General features: G+C 54.4%; 12 protein-coding genes. 2 read left to right on the forward strand and 10 right to left on the reverse strand.

Translation table 11 applies throughout. The features are described 5' to 3' along the window. Positions 1 to 65: 65 nt before the first annotated feature. Together MKZ24_RS29345 and MKZ24_RS29350 are read left to right on the forward strand one after the other, a co-directional pair. The gene (locus tag MKZ24_RS29345) at positions 66 to 521 is read left to right on the forward strand and encodes a CBS domain-containing protein (protein ID WP_042233917.1); all 456 of its coding nucleotides are present in this window, start codon (positions 66 to 68) and stop codon (positions 519 to 521) included. Between the two features lie 206 nt (positions 522 to 727). Next, positions 728 to 1933 (forward strand): ROK family protein, encoded by a 1206-nt coding sequence (locus MKZ24_RS29350; RefSeq protein WP_042233915.1) that lies wholly within the window; start codon positions 728 to 730, stop codon positions 1931 to 1933. Positions 1934 to 2088: 155 nt separating this feature from the next. On the opposite strand, the gene MKZ24_RS29355 is transcribed toward MKZ24_RS29350, so the two are convergent. The 10 genes from MKZ24_RS29355 to MKZ24_RS29400 form a co-directional block, all read right to left on the reverse strand. Then, positions 2089 to 2601, reverse strand: coding sequence for a GNAT family N-acetyltransferase (locus tag MKZ24_RS29355; protein ID WP_340790236.1), 513 nt, complete (start codon positions 2599 to 2601; stop codon positions 2089 to 2091). Between the two features lie 665 nt (positions 2602 to 3266). Then, entirely contained in the window at positions 3267 to 6353 is a 3087-nt protein-coding gene (locus MKZ24_RS29360) for a glycosyl hydrolase (RefSeq protein WP_340789325.1), read from the reverse strand. 9 nt (positions 6354 to 6362) lie between these two features. Then, positions 6363 to 7364: a glycoside hydrolase family 130 protein gene (locus MKZ24_RS29365; RefSeq protein ID WP_042233911.1), complete on the reverse strand. Its 1002-nt coding sequence runs from the start codon at positions 7362 to 7364 to the stop codon at positions 6363 to 6365. A gap of 50 nt (positions 7365 to 7414) precedes the next feature. Next, positions 7415 to 8251 carry a carbohydrate ABC transporter permease gene (locus tag MKZ24_RS29370; RefSeq protein ID WP_052416103.1) on the reverse strand — a complete coding sequence of 279 codons (837 nt, stop codon included), beginning with the start codon at positions 8249 to 8251 and terminating at the stop codon, positions 7415 to 7417. A 13-nt stretch (positions 8252 to 8264) separates the two neighbouring features. Next, a complete protein-coding gene (locus tag MKZ24_RS29375; RefSeq protein ID WP_042233907.1) occupies positions 8265 to 9167 on the reverse strand; it encodes a carbohydrate ABC transporter permease in 903 nt (300 codons plus the stop codon). Positions 9168 to 9274: 107 nt separating this feature from the next. After that, entirely contained in the window at positions 9275 to 10657 is a 1383-nt protein-coding gene (locus MKZ24_RS29380) for an ABC transporter substrate-binding protein (RefSeq protein WP_042233905.1), read from the reverse strand. Positions 10658 to 10852: 195 nt separating this feature from the next. Next, positions 10853 to 12496 (reverse strand): response regulator, encoded by a 1644-nt coding sequence (locus MKZ24_RS29385; RefSeq protein ID WP_042233903.1) that lies wholly within the window; start codon positions 12494 to 12496, stop codon positions 10853 to 10855. Positions 12497 to 12498: 2 nt separating this feature from the next. Then, on the reverse strand, positions 12499 to 14307 hold the full coding sequence (locus MKZ24_RS29390; RefSeq protein ID WP_042233901.1) for a cache domain-containing sensor histidine kinase: 1809 nt from the start codon (positions 14305 to 14307) through the stop codon (positions 12499 to 12501). 37 nt (positions 14308 to 14344) lie between these two features. Further along, positions 14345 to 14500 carry a hypothetical protein gene (locus tag MKZ24_RS29395; protein WP_156123015.1) on the reverse strand — a complete coding sequence of 52 codons (156 nt, stop codon included), beginning with the start codon at positions 14498 to 14500 and terminating at the stop codon, positions 14345 to 14347. Next, positions 14466 to 14603 carry a hypothetical protein gene (locus MKZ24_RS29400; protein ID WP_156123013.1) on the reverse strand — a complete coding sequence of 46 codons (138 nt, stop codon included), beginning with the start codon at positions 14601 to 14603 and terminating at the stop codon, positions 14466 to 14468. The genes MKZ24_RS29395 and MKZ24_RS29400 overlap by 35 nt, the downstream gene beginning before the upstream one ends. Between the last annotated feature and the right edge of the window lie 84 nt (positions 14604 to 14687).

Genomic DNA, 14687 nt, shown 5'->3' on the forward strand with positions numbered 1-14687 from the left:
AATACAAGTATATACTTTCATTATGCAACTTATTTTTGCATACATACTTTTCAGGGGGAACCTATATGAAAGCCCATGAGTTCATGATCCGACAGGTCTACAAGGTCAAGCAGGAAGACACTGTACGGACTTTTATCGAGAAATGCATCACCCACCGGATCAGTGGCATGCCTGTAGTCAATGACCGGAACGAGATTGTCGCTTATTTGAGCGACGGAGATATTATGCGCTATATCGGCAGGCATGAGGATCTGATTGTGGATTCTTTTTTCCAGATCAATGTATTCGTCGGGGATAATGATGAGTTCGAAGAACGGACGCGCAAGCTGCTGAGTCTGAACGTTATGGCCATCGCCAAGAAGAAAGTGGTCACGGTGCACTACGAAGAGGACATTGAACAGATCGCCACCATACTTGGCAAAAAGCAGATCAAAAAGGTCCCCGTTGAGCGTAACCGTGTGCTGGTCGGCATCATCAGCCGCGGCGATGTGATCCGCCATTCCTTCAAGGCTCTGCTCTAGCCCCGGTCCCGCCTGCAAGACAGCGTTAGCCGCCACTGCCCGCTACTGCGGCTGAACCGTCCCCGCCACCAAGCAGGAACACCACCCTTATATCCTCACCTTCTTCTCATCTTGGGCTAGTTGCGGGCACCCTACCTTTTGTGTCATTGTTGAAGTAAGTGTAGTCTATTCACAGGTCTAGTACATTCATAAGGAGAGAACCGTCTTTGCTGCTTATTCATGAAGTTATCGCCAATCCCAAAGCCAGAGAAATCTATTTCACCATAAGAAAACACGGTACCGTCTCCAAACATACTCTGCTGGACGAAAGCGGACTGACCATAAGCACGTTAACACGAATACTGGACGAATTGCTGTCTATGAAGCTGCTGATGGAAGTCGGCTTCGGCGAATCTACCGGGGGCCGCCGTCCTATCCTCTATGAGACCAACCCGGCCTATGCCTATCTGCTGGGGCTGGAGATCTCCCGGACCCACGCTAAGCTCGTATTGATGGACTTTCATCTGCAGCTGCTCGGCGAATATACTTGGAATATGGATACCGCCCTTACCCCGGAGCACCTGATGGAATCCCTTCATGAAGAGGCGCGGCGTCTTCTGGCCTCAGCCTCCCTTGACTTTAGCCGGGTCGCCGGACTTGGCATCGGTGCCGTCGGTCCGCTGGACCGCAAAGCCGGAGTGATTCTGAATCCGGCACGGTTCGCAGCCCCGGGCTGGTCGCAGGTACCTATTAAGGAGGAGCTGGAGCAGCGGCTGGGTGTGCCGGTATATCTGGATAATGGAGCCAACACGGCCCTGCTCGGCGAATACTGGGCCAGCAGCAACCGGATGCAGCATCATCTGCTCTACCTCCATGCTGGAATCGGCCTGCGCTCCGCCATCATGAATGATGGCCGGCTGCTCTATGGCATGATCGATACCGAGGGAGCTGTCGGGCAGATGATCATTGAAGGCTCCGGGTTGCCGCCGCATATTCCCGGCGGCAACGCCGGTGCGTGGGAGAGCTATGTGTCCATCCACACCCTGGAGAGACAGGCGCGCGAAGCGTGGCGGCTGGGCAGCAGCGAGTTGCTCCGAGGCTGGGCAGAGAGTGCGGAGCAGCTGGAGTTCGCTCATTTAATAGAAGCACTTCATGCCCGCGACCCTGTGGTTGTCCGGTTATTTCATGAGATGGCCGTCTACTGCGGCATCGGGCTGGCAAATCTGATTAATATCCTCCACCCCGAGGAAGTCATCCTCGGCGGCCCGCTATTCCTCGCGGCAGAGGATTTCTATCAGGAGGCAACCCGGATCGCCCTTGAGCGGACCTATTACCGCGAGCAGTATAACGTCCGCTTTACCCGCAGCAGACTCGGTGAACGCTCCGTGGCAACGGGCGCATGCGCCATGGTGCTGCAAGAGCTGACGAACTAGGGGAACAGGTGAAAATAAAGTCTTAGACTGCCGCTGTTGTCGTTCAACTAACACTTCCCGTTAGTTGAACGGATGCTTTGCCATGAGTAGTAAAACTTTCATAATAGCATTTAAAGGCATATTACATTATCAATTGTTTTCACTGTGTATAATGCTTATTTGGTTCGCTCTACAGAATACAGAAGAAATTCCATATCTATATTCCTAAAATTCTTAGTATCTTTATCAATAATATTCATACCATTTCGAACAGCAACTTTTTGAGAGGCTATGTTTGTGTCCCTAATAATAGAATAAACCCTATTTGCATTAAGAACTGAGAAAGCGTATTCCTTGCAAGCAATGGCCGCTTCTGTTGCGTAACCTTTGTGCCAATACGCTTTTTGAAACAAAAATCCTATTTCCAAAATTTCTTTTTCTCTCCAGCCTTGCATTGTCAAGCCACATTGACCAATCATTTCGTTTGTTTTTTTTAATACAACTGCCCAAAGTCCAAAACCATATTCTTCATATCTTTTAAGATGTCTGTTAAGCCAATTTTGTGCTTCTTCTAAGTTGAATGCACTTTCATAAGCAGCACACATTACTTCCTCATCACACAATATTCCGCACAATGCATCATAATCGGACTGCACCATTTCTCTAATTAAAAGACGTTTTGTTTCTATAAAAAATCTCCCACCTTTCTATTCTATCAATAGCCTTTCAACAATTTCATTCCTGCCCGTGAGCTTAATCAAGCATTGTCAGTCTAATACTTTATTTTCTTTTGACATCGGTAATCACACTTACGCATCGATTATCACTCTAACACACCGATTATACTCTAGCACGCCGCTCATTACTCTTGCACACGACAATCACTCCTAACGGTGCATCAGGGTAATTTCGGGGTGGGGCTTATCGGGTACGATTATTCTCAGTGAGTGCTGGCGCCCTGTGGAATGCCGATGTTCGCAGAGTGCTTGCGGGCTCAACAAACCAGTCGGCCTGCCCGCCGGTGACGCGGACTGAGATTCCGTTATTCGGGCAGATCAGGCAGATTTGCCGGCTAAGCGGACTCAGATTCCGTTAAGTGAGCGAATTCACCTCTTTCGTGGCCCGAATCTGCAAGATAAGCGATTCTCAGTCCGCTTCAGCCTCATATAGAGGTTTTTTGGAGATATAGCGTCCTCTCAGTCCGCTCAGCTATTAAGGTATGGAACTTTAGTAGCACACAGCAAATCTAATCTATTGGAGCTAGATCTTATCTTCTTAACAAAAACACCTCAGGATTCCGCTTAACAGGGAGTCCAGAGGTGTTTCGCTTTGTTGATTTTGTTGCCTGCTGCCCTTAGCCCCGGAGCACAGGTGCCGAAGATAATCCGAAGCGGACAAAGCCATACCGGTCCTGATAGACATGCGTGTCAGGCTCCAGGTCTTTGTCGGTCCAGCCGGGCTTATCCTTGAAGCTGTCCGGACCTACCTTGTAGACCTCACCTTTGATATGATGATGCGGTCCGAGCAGATTGCGGCAGCTGCCGGTCAGTTCCAGCCGTATCCGGTTCTCTCCTGCATGCAGCAGCCCCGAAATACCAGCGGTATACGGCTCCCACAGGAATCTCCGCACCTCTGTACCGTTGATGAACAGCCGGGACACAATGGTGTCCGGAGGCGAGTAGAAGGACCAGCTTGCCGGAAGTGCTGTGCCTTCATTAATACGAACGTTCTGCTCAAGCGTGAGGATGCCGGCAAAGAACGGGAAGCCCTGCTGGACCAGATCACCGGTTGTTACGGATTCGGGCAGTCGTGTCAGCTTGAAAGGTCCTTCCGTGAACACGGCACGCCGCTCTCCATACGTATACGGCGCAGCAGATTCTACGCCAAAAGCGCCAACGATATATATACTCTCAAACTCCTGATCAATTGTCAGATTATTGCCCTCCGCTTCAAACTGCTTCGCCTTCTCAAGCTTGGCAAGCAGCTCACCGCTGGGACTGAACCGGGTACTCAATTGCAGAATATTCTCTCCAGCAACCACCTTTCCGGCGATGGGCAGGGTGCGGAAGGAGATATCCCGCCACCAGCCGCAATCCGCCGAAGAGAGCGGCTGTCCGTTCAGCATCAGTTCCATATCTTCAGGCTGCTCCAGAGCCAGATACAGCTCCTGCACCTCCAGCAGACTGGAATCCGCCTGGAAGCGGAACTGCAGCTCAACGGCAGCTGCCCGGCCATACGCCAGCAGCTGCTCCTGAATGAAGATAACCGGCTGCTGAGCGGACCACTCACCGCCATCCAGCCGCATACGGGCGGTATCCAGCGTCAGACTGTTCAGGTCAGCGGCAGCAACTATCCATTCCGGGCCAAGCTCCAGTACTACAGCTGCTTCTCTATTCTCCGCTACCTCCCGGCTTTCTGCCGCTCCCATACTCTCCGCTGTCTCCCTGGCCTCATCCGCATCACCGTACTCCTCCACCTTCAGCAGCAGGGAATGCGCAGCATAGAGCGGCAAGGCAACCCGCATACCTTGTGCAGAAGCCTCGCTATCCAGTTCAGTGATGCTCCCGGTTTCCGGGTCGATCAGGGATACCCGGCCCCGCTGGCGCAGCTCGATGTTCACATTGCCGCAGCCTTCTGTCCCGGAATTGACTATATAATAGACCACCGAATCTTCCAGATTTACCGACCGTACATTCAGCGTATCGGATGCAAGCTTCCTGCCTGCCTCACCGGTAATCTGCACGAAGGGTGCCGAGACCGCTGTTACCGCGCTGCACAGTGCTTCCGAATTCCATTCCGGCTGGACCGCATGCTGCAGCAGCCATTCCAGTTGCATGCTGTCCTCTCCGCTCACGAGTGCCGGAGCAGATCCACAGGCAACCAGATGACCACCCTGCTCAACGAACTCCTCCAGCAGCGCTACCGTTACCCGGTCCAGCGTCAGGCTCGGCGGAATAATTACAGTGCGGTACGCCGCCTCCCCGACGATAAACCGTCCTTCACTTACGCGGCCATGGCGGGCAATTATGCTCTCACTGCCGTAATCATGTTCGATAAGTTCCTGGCAGAGCCAGCGGGTCAGCCGTGCAAAAGCCTCATGATAAGGCACAATCGCCGAAGTGTTCTCTCCGCATTGGGCCAGCCACGCGGACCTTACCGGGTGAAGCAGCAGCACCTCCGCGCGGCCCGTTCCTTCCGCCAGAATCATCGCCAGCCGGGCGAAATAATCATTGAAGCCCCGGTAATCCTTCCACCACGGCTGCTGATAGAACAGGGAGGGCGGATAATCACGCTTGCGCAGCCCCCGGAGCGAATAGCCCTGCAGATGCTGGCAGAGAAAATTGATACCGTGGACGAACTGCCACTCCCCGATCCGCTTCAGATCCTGAAAGCTGACATTCCAGCCGGAGCAGCCGAAGCTCTCGGTAATCGTCCGCTTCTTCCCGGTCTGGCGGGCCGCCGAGCTGACCTGCTTCGGAACCAGCGGCTCCTCCCCGACGAACCGGCCCAGCCAGTCACAGCCGGGAATCTGCAAATATTCGTAGAAGGCCATCGGATCGCCGACGGAAGTAACCTGATGCATCAGCTCCTGCTCGTCGACCACATGACCCGTGGCCGCCCAGCCCTTAGCGGCGCAGAAATCGCCGATCTGCTTAGCATAGGCTTCGGTGAACATGGCAGTCACCGTGCTCCAGTAATCATAACGGGCTTTGTTTGAGCTGCTCTGGGGGAAGAACAGCGCGGGCAGAATCTCCTGCACGGCATATCCGCTCTGCGAGGCGAATGCCTCTTCCAGCTCGAAGGACCACGGCAGCCTGCCTCTGGCGAATTGCGGCTCATCCGTGAATATGCCCGGCAGGGCAGCGCCTTCCGCCTCGAACTGGCCGAATGCCTCCCAGTACCGTTCGTAGGCGGCTGTAATGAACTCACCTACCGCCAGCTTGCTTAGTGTATCGGTATAATACGGATTCACCTCATAATACATGGCGAGATCCGCAGTACCGCGATCTTCCGGCGGCAGCAGACGATATTCGCCCGAAGCTGCTTCTAGCGAATAGCAGGCAATTGCCCTTTCCACCGGATAACGGAACGGCGGCTTCTCCCAGGCCAGCATCTTCTGCTGATAGGCAATGCCTTTGGCCGGAACCTCACCGTCCGCGAAGCCGCTGGGCCAGCCGTTCTCGTCGTAGAACCAGGCGTTCATGCCCAGCTCCCGGCTCTTCACAATCGAGAGGCGGATCGCCTCCATCCAGGCTTCGCCCATGTACGGGGTCTGTAGTCCCCCGCGGGCGTGCATGAAGAACCCGCCGATCCCGGCTGCATGCATCTCTTCGATCTGCCGCTCCAGCTCAGCCGGCTCCAGCTTATCATTCCAGGACCAGAGCGGCGCAGACCGGTATTCTGCCGGAGGTCTGGGCAGCTTCTCCCATAGCTTGCTCATCGCCCGTCCTTAGCCCTTCAGGCAGTAGCTGATCAGATCGTCCACATGAGCCGTAGCCAGGCATTCAATCGTATCCGCAGAGCCGTAGTAGATTTTGACCTCACCGTTATCCTCAAGAATCATCCCGCCCGGAAAAATAACATGATTGCGGAAGCCCCCGTCAATCTCATAATCCGTCTCCGGCGCCAGCAGCGGCTGCCTGGCCATCCCAATAATTTTACGCGGATCTTCCAGATCCAGCAGCATGATGCCTGCCGTATAACGTTTCTTCCAGGTAGGCTCCCAGCCGTGTTTGCCTCTCGCCGGGTCAATATCCACCGCATGGAAGGTGGTCAGCCAGCCCTTGTCCGTTCTGACCGGAGGTGCAGCGGGACCAACCTTGTCATTGGCGAACGGCACCTGCTCGACAGCGAGCAGCAGGCTGGAATTCCCCCAATACCTTAGATCCGGTGACTCGGAGATCCAGGCATCGAAGCGGTCCTGCCCCCCGCGGCTGTATACGGTGAAGGGACGCTCCAGCCGGACATAATGGCCGCCGATTTTCTCGGGGAACAGCACCATATTGCGCAAATCCGGTGTGGATAGGCTGAGCACCTCGAAATGCTCCAGATCATCGGTAACGGCTATCCCGCCGCGGATGCCATGCTTCGTATCGACGGCAAAGCACATATAGCAGCGTCCGCCGATCACCGTAAGGCGCGGGTCGTAGGCGCGGATAATCTCTTCGTCATGCATTTTGAATACCGGCTTCGGGCCGGCTGTCCAGGTCAATCCGTCATCACTGTAAGCAATGCCAAGATCGGTCGTGTGATGCGGCTCAATCGTCTGTTTGTCCAGCGAGCCGTAATCGTTGCGGAAGATCATCACATATTTGCCGTTAAATTTCGTTACACCAGCATTGAATACCAGTGCGGTAGGGTAAGGGACCTTGGATGCATCCAGCACCGGATTACCCGGATAGCGCTGAATGAACGGGGCGGATTGCAGAATAGCAGGAACCTGTAAAGTCATGGGGTATACCTCCTTGAATATAGTTAAGCTCATGCAGCATCAGCAGGGATCTACCCTTTGAGGGAACCCGCCGTCATCTGCATAAAGGACTTGTTGGCAAACAGATAGGCAATGAGAATCGGCAGGATGGATAAGCAGGCGCCTGCCATCATGTAGTGGGTCTGGGAAGCCGCAGATATCCCGTATTTCAGGTTCGCCAGGCCGACAGTCAGCGTCTGCAGCTCCGGCTTGGTCATGGTGAACACCAGCGGCAGCAGATATTCATTCCACGCGCCCCGGAAGGTGAATAAGGCGCCTACGCCGAGTCCCGGCCCCAGCAGCGGGAGAATAATTCTCCAAAAGGTACGGCCCAGGGAGCTGCCGTCAATCAGCGCGGCTTCATCCAGCTCTCTGGGAATCCCCTTCATGAAGCTGAGCAGAATGAAGAAGATGGAAGCATGCGCGGAGATCAGGATCAGAATGACCCCCCAGAGGCTGCTGTGCAGATGAAGCTTGACCATCAGATCGAATTGCGGACGCAGCACTACCGCCCCCACGGCAACGAACATGGTGAAGGACTGCAGGCCGATATATATTTTTTTGCCGAAAAAGTCCATCCGGTCCACCACATAAGCAGCCATGGATGAGACCAGCAGTGTGCCGGCCACCGCCGACAGGGAGATGATCAGGCTGTTCAGGGTGTACCTGGAGAAGTTCGCCTGTTCCCAGGCTTCGGAATAGTTGGAGACATGCCAGCTGCTTGGCAGGAAGGTCGCTCCGGTGGTCAGCTCGGCATTCGTCTTGAAGGAGCCCAGTAGCGTAATCACGACCGGAATCAGGGTTATAAAAGCAAAAGCCAGCAAAAATATCCAGAGCACAGTGTTGCCCAGTATGGTTCTTATTCTCATCTCACGTCTCTCCTCAATCGGTCTGATTCATTCGTCTGGATGCATAGAAATAAATGAGTGAAATCATCCCTACGATTAGCGCGGACACGAAGGCGACCGCACTGCCATATCCGAACTCCTGCACCTGAACCGCCGCACTGCCTCCGCCGACAGGGAAGAATAATTTGTATAAGTACAGGAACATCACCTCAGTCTTGCCTACCGGACCGCCTTCGGTCAGGACCATAATACTCTCGTAGCCCTTCAAGGCTGTAATAATTGCCAGCATAATAACCATCTGCATGACCGGACCCAGCATCGGCAGCGTTACATAGCGGAATTGCTGGATTCTGCCTGCCCCGTCCAGGGAAGAGGCCTCATACACATCCTCAGGAATATTCTGCAGACCGGCGAGGAAGAGCAGCATATAATTCCCGACCGCCCCCCACGCTGCAACGAGAATGACGGTTAGCATCGCATACTTCGGCCCCAGCCAGTCAACGCCGGTGTCCGACAGATTGAACTTGATCAGGAACTGATTCAGAATTCCGTTATAGGAGTTGAATATGGTGAAGAAGACTACGGCCATAACAGCTGTACTGATGACGGTCGGCATGAAAAAAATCCCCCGCAGCAGCTGTCTGCCCCGCAGCCCGCGGTTCAGGATGGCGGCCAGCAGCAGAGCCAGCGGAATGGTGATCAGCAGCTTGCCTCCTGCGTAGATGAACGTATTCACAACCGAATCCCAGAACTGGGTATCCTTCAGGATGCGGCTGAAGTTGTCCAGCCCGGTAAACCGTGCGGTTCCATAACCTTTATAGTCATAGAACATGTAGCGGAACGCCCAGGCAATCGGGTAGATTCCGAGCACAAGTGTCAGAAAGGCACTTGGAAAGATAAAGCTGTATGAGAATAAGGCATTTTTTGTTTTATTCATAGGGTCTCTCCCGGCTCCTTTCCCTTGCGGTCAGGGCAGCGGGGATGGAGAAGGCTTCTTCCCCCATCCCCGCTGCCCTGACCTGTATCTGTATGCTAAACCGCTGATTATTTGGCGAACTTGCCGCCCAGGCTGGCCGGATCGAAGCTGGCATCGGGCTCAGCTTTTACACCATCATTCTTAATTGCGCTGTCCAGCGCAGCATTGTAACGTTTGTTGAGGTCAGCGATGATTGCTTGCAGGTCGCCGCCGTTGAGCATGTACTTGAAAAAGGCGTCATCCGATTTCATGCCCTCGGGAGCAACCGCCGGATAGACCGGCCATACCCCGTCATACTTGTTCGGCAGGAACCCTTCAATACCGCTTACATCTGGCGTTTTGGCTACCGAGCTAACCGATGGAACCATGGAGATACCGAAGCCTTTTTCCTGATAATCCGTCAGCACCTGATCTTCATACATGAACTGCATGAACTTCCATGCCGCTTCCTTATTCTCCGATTTGGAGCTTAGACCCAGCCATTGGCCGCCGAGGAAGCCGGAAGCGCCCTTCACATTGCCGTCGATCGTAGGAGCCGGTGCTGCTGCCCAGTCAATTTTGGCCGGGAACTGATTCTTGTAGACGCCCGGCTCAGAGGAGTAGGACAGATACATCCCGATCTTGCCTTCTGCAAACTGTGCCCGCAGCGGATCGATATCCAGGGATTCTACGCCCGGAAGCATGCTGCCGTCATCCTTAATCTGCTTGAACGCGTTGATAATAGGCTCGAAGCCGCTGAAGTCGTACCGTGCTGTCTTGAAGTCATACCCGAAGCCGCCGAAGCCGCTCAACTCCGCAATCACCCGCGCCGAACGCCCGAACGCACTGCCGGGACTCTTGAAATTCTGTGCAAAGCCGTAAGCCCCGTCCGCCTTGCCCGCTTCCGTCAGCTTCTTGGCTGTATCCACCAGCTCCTGAAGTGTAGTTGGAGGATGCTCAATGCCTGCTTTGGCGAACAGGTCCTTGTTGTACACCAGACGCATCGTCGTTCCGTAGTTCGGCAGACTGTAACGTTTACCGTCGAATTCGTTCAGATCCGGCATAGCCGGGAACTTCGCCTTCAGCTCATCGGTGAGGAATTCATCAATAGGAGCGAGGAAGCCTTTTTTGTAGAACGTCTGGATGGTATTCTCCTTCACCCGGATCACATCCGGCGCATCCGAGGTCTGGAAGGACAGATCCAGCGCCGTGTCGAAGTCGTCGCCCTTAACGACCAGTTCCACCTCAATTCCGTCAGTGTTGGTTTCGTTGAACTCGGCAACCTTCTCCTTCACAAAATCGGCATCATGGCGGTCGCCCGTCCAGTAGCTGATTTTAGTCTTTTCCCCTGAACCTGAACCGCCTGTTCCAGCATCTCCTGTGCCTTCTGCTGCATTGTTGCCGTTGCCGCAGGCTGCCAGGCCAAGTGCCATAACCAGGCTTAAAGATGTCATAAGCATACGCTTCATCATTGGTAGTGCCCCCTTATTTATCGCTGCTGAATTTAACTTACAACCTGATTATAGATGGGGTAACGCTTACACATAAGGCGGGTAAGCCCACATTGAGGGCAGGTTTTTGCGGGAATTGCTGAAGTGGCTGAAGCTGCCCTGTACACAAAAGGGAGCGAATCTCCGTTATGGCGGAAATCCCTCCCTTGTTCCTGTTTATTCTTTTCCCAGGTAATGCAGTTTAAACTCCGACGGGGTCATGCCCGTGTACTTCTTGAACACCTCACTGAAGTAACGCCTGTGCTCATAACCAAGATCGAGGGCAATCTCCTGCACCTGCAGGCCGTCAATCAGCATCGCCTTAGCCTTCTCCATCTTCTCATGCATCACATACTGCTGGAACGAAACCCCTTGCACCTTCTTGAACAGGTTGGAAAAATAGCCCTGGCTGAGGCTGATCTGCTTCGCAACCTGCTCCAGCGACAGACTGGTATCCAAATGCTCCCGGATATATGCCTTGGCCTGTTGAATAATCCGCGTGGATTCTACAGATCGCGCTTCTTCCACCAGGGAGCAAGCCGCCCGGCACAGGTGATCAAGCAAGCCTCGGATATCCTGCAAGGACGGATGCATGCGGTTCCTCATAACTTCAATGCTCCGTTCCAGCGGCTCTACCTGCTCATACGGGAACTGCTCCAGCATAACGCGGCAGATCCGGAAGCTCAGCTCATAGCCCACGCTTTCAACATAACGCGGCTCGGGCAGCAGCTCATTGTCCAGCAGCTCTGTGAACAGCTGATCCAGCACCTGCAGGCTTTTGCCGCTATTCCCGGAACGCAGGGCAAACAGCAGCTCCTGCTCGGCGGCTGCGGAATAGCTGTGAAGTGCGAGCGGTTTATTCTCGATATCGCCGTAGTTGTATACACCGTTGCCGCCGGTATAGAAATGATACCCCAGCGCGCTGAGCGCCTGCCCGTACGCTGTTGCCAGTTCATGAATCGAAGATACGCCCAGCCCCATGCCGACCGAAAGCGTATTGCGTGAGAATTGGCTTACGTTCATGCAGCAGGCCTCCGTGATCCGCGCAGCGGTGTCCGGGTCCGAGCCGTTGATAATGCAGACATAGCGGTCTGTGGCCTCACGGATAATCACCCCGCGGGTCCAGGCGGAAATCGTCTCCTCGAGAATATTATGCAGGCTGAACCGCAGCAGCTCGATCTCCTGCACAGGCTGGCCCATAAGCTTCTCCGCAAAATGATCAATCTCGGCGACAAACACGAAGAAATCATGCTGCGCAAGGGGGATGTCCAGATACGCCCATCTGGACCGGGCATCTGCCTCCGTCGTCTGATGATGCAGCAGGAAGGTCAGATATTCCTGGCGCAGTATGGGCATGCTTTCTTTGATTTTGGATTCCATTACCGCAAGTCTGGCTGTCTTCTGCCGCTCCTGCCGGCACAGCTCCTTCGCCTTCAGCACCACATTCACAATCTCATCCAGAGAAAAAGGCTTCTTCACGAAATCAAGTGCACCCAGCCGGATCGCTTCCTGGGCATAGGTGAACTCGGAATAGGCACTAAGAATAATAATCTTGCAGTCCGGCAGAAAATCCAGTATCGCCCGGGTCATCTGCAGCCCGTCCATTCTCGGCATGCGGATATCGGTCAGCACAATGTCAGGCCGGGTCTCGCGGATCATCCGCAACCCCTCCTCTCCGTCCAGCGCGGTGCCGGAGACCTCAATACCATGCTCCTGCCAGCCCGGCTTACGGGAGATCATCTCCACTACACTTCTGATATCGTCGATAATACACAGCTTGAACCTCTCCGGCTCCTGCCCCCGCTCCAGCTCCTGTTCCATCTTTATCTCTCCTCCCCTAGCGGAATCCACAGATCCGTCCGTGACCCCTTGCCCGGTGCTCCGTCTATTTCCATGCGGGCGTCAGCCCCGTAATACAGCGCCAGCCGGTGCCTGATGTTGAACAGGGCATAGCCCTTTTTGGACAAGGGTGCAGTGTTCATGCCCTGCTTCACGCTCGCAGCATCCAGCCCCCGTCCATTGTCCGCAAGGGAAATATGCAGCATGCCCTGCTCCCTGCCCACCGTAATGTCAATTCTTCCTCCCCCGGACCGGTCGCTGAAGCCGTGCTGGATGCTGTTCTCCACAACCGGCTGCAGCACGATCTTCGGAATCTGGCAGGCCAGAAGCTGCTCATCCTCCACGCTCACGGTATATTCAAACAGATCTTCATAGCATTTCTGCTGAATCGCGAAATACTGCCGGACATGGGACAGCTCATCCTCCAGCGAAATCAGATCCTTGCCTCCGCTGAGGCCGATCTGGAACATCTGGGACAGCGCCAGAATCATCTCATTCACATCGTCGTTCTCGCCCATGACCGATTTGCAGTAGATCGTATTCAGCGTATTGTACAGAAAGTGCGGCTCCATCTGCGCCGTAAGCGCACGGATCTCCGCCTGCCGCTTGTCCTCCTCCTTGGATTTCACATCCACGATCAGCGCCTTGATCTCCGACATCATCCGGTTGAACTGGAAGCCTACCTGCGCGATCTCATCCTCGTACCTGCTCTCATACACTACGCTGAGCTGGTTCTCCTCCACTCTGCGCATCAGCCGCCGAAGTTTGAACAGCGGCTTCAGCAGGGCTGAAGTCAGCTGATTGGAGATCAGCCAGGTGGTCAGCAGAAAGACGGCGATTACATACAGCGTTGTACGCTGCACCCGCTGCAGCTTGCCCAGCAGCAGGTCCCGCGACTGCATGCCGGAGATGATCCAGTCCGGTGAGACTGCCGATCTTTTATAATTCACCAGATACTCCTTGCCGTCATAGCGGTAGGAGTGGTCCTGCGGATCAGCATCTTCCCCATTTGCCGCCAGCAACGGCTTCCAGGGGAACTTGCCGCCGAACGGCCAACGGGATTCTACCACCGCATCCCCTTCGCCGCTCAGCAGGTAATAATTCCGGCCAAGCGGCTCCCCGCCCTGATTCAGCAGGCCGTCAATCCGGCTCTCCTTGATGTTGACCACGATATACACATTGCTGATCGGTGTGTATGGATATTCATAGATTCCCCGGACCACGAATGAGATGACCCGCTGGTTGCCCGTGAACAGCCGGTCAAAATGCCCTTTGGCCCAGTAGCCGCCCGGCTGCTCCTTGCTGAGATCATATAATTCCGAGCCGTAGAACGAGTTATCCTGTGCGCGGATCTGCGTGGTGGAGTAGAAGTCGCCGATCGGTGTAACGATCAGCACGTTCTCGATAATCGGCTGATTGAACGTTGCCTGGGAGAGCACATATTGCAGATCCGACAGATGCACATAGTAATTCGACACATCATGGCTGAATACATCAATCATCATTTTCCGGTAGGCATCGCTCAGCATCAGGGACTGCACGGACAACGCTACATCGTTCAGCCGGGAATCGAGCAGCTGTGTGGTTTTGCTTACCGTCTCCTGGCTGCTGGCATAAGCATTATCCTCAATCTCCTGCGCGGCGGTCCAATACGAGAAGCTGCCCATCGCGCTAATTGACAGCGTTATCAAAACAATAAAAGAAAACAGAATCCTCTGCTTGATCGATATCCGGTAATACCTGCCTGCGAGCTGCCGCCAGACTTGCCCGCAATAGGCTATGAATGTATGCATAGTTCCCCCTTCTTCAGTACTGGTCAGAAAACCGGAATCAGATCAGCCATTTCAGCAATTCTCCGGCAATCCGCTCATGTCCCTGCCTGTTCGGATGATTCACATAGGCTTCGAAGCTGCGGAAGGTATCGGATAACCCGGTGCGATAACCCGGTGCCCTACTCTCCGGCCATCTCCCGGAGCTGCTCCGCATGCTGCACCAGAGCCTGCCAGCTTCCGTCCCTTGTACCATACGACCGGTCCCGGCCCGGCGTCAAGAGAATCCCCTTAATGTTCTGCACGAGCGCCTTGCTCAATCATATCCCTCCATGCGTCCCGCGCCGCCGCCAGTCCGGTGCTCCGGTCATTAAGCGAGTAGTCCAGGGCAGCCAGCCCGGGCC

This window comes from Paenibacillus sp. FSL R7-0297, assembly GCF_038009025.1.
Classification (GTDB): Bacteria; Bacillota; Bacilli; order Paenibacillales; family Paenibacillaceae; genus Paenibacillus_AQ.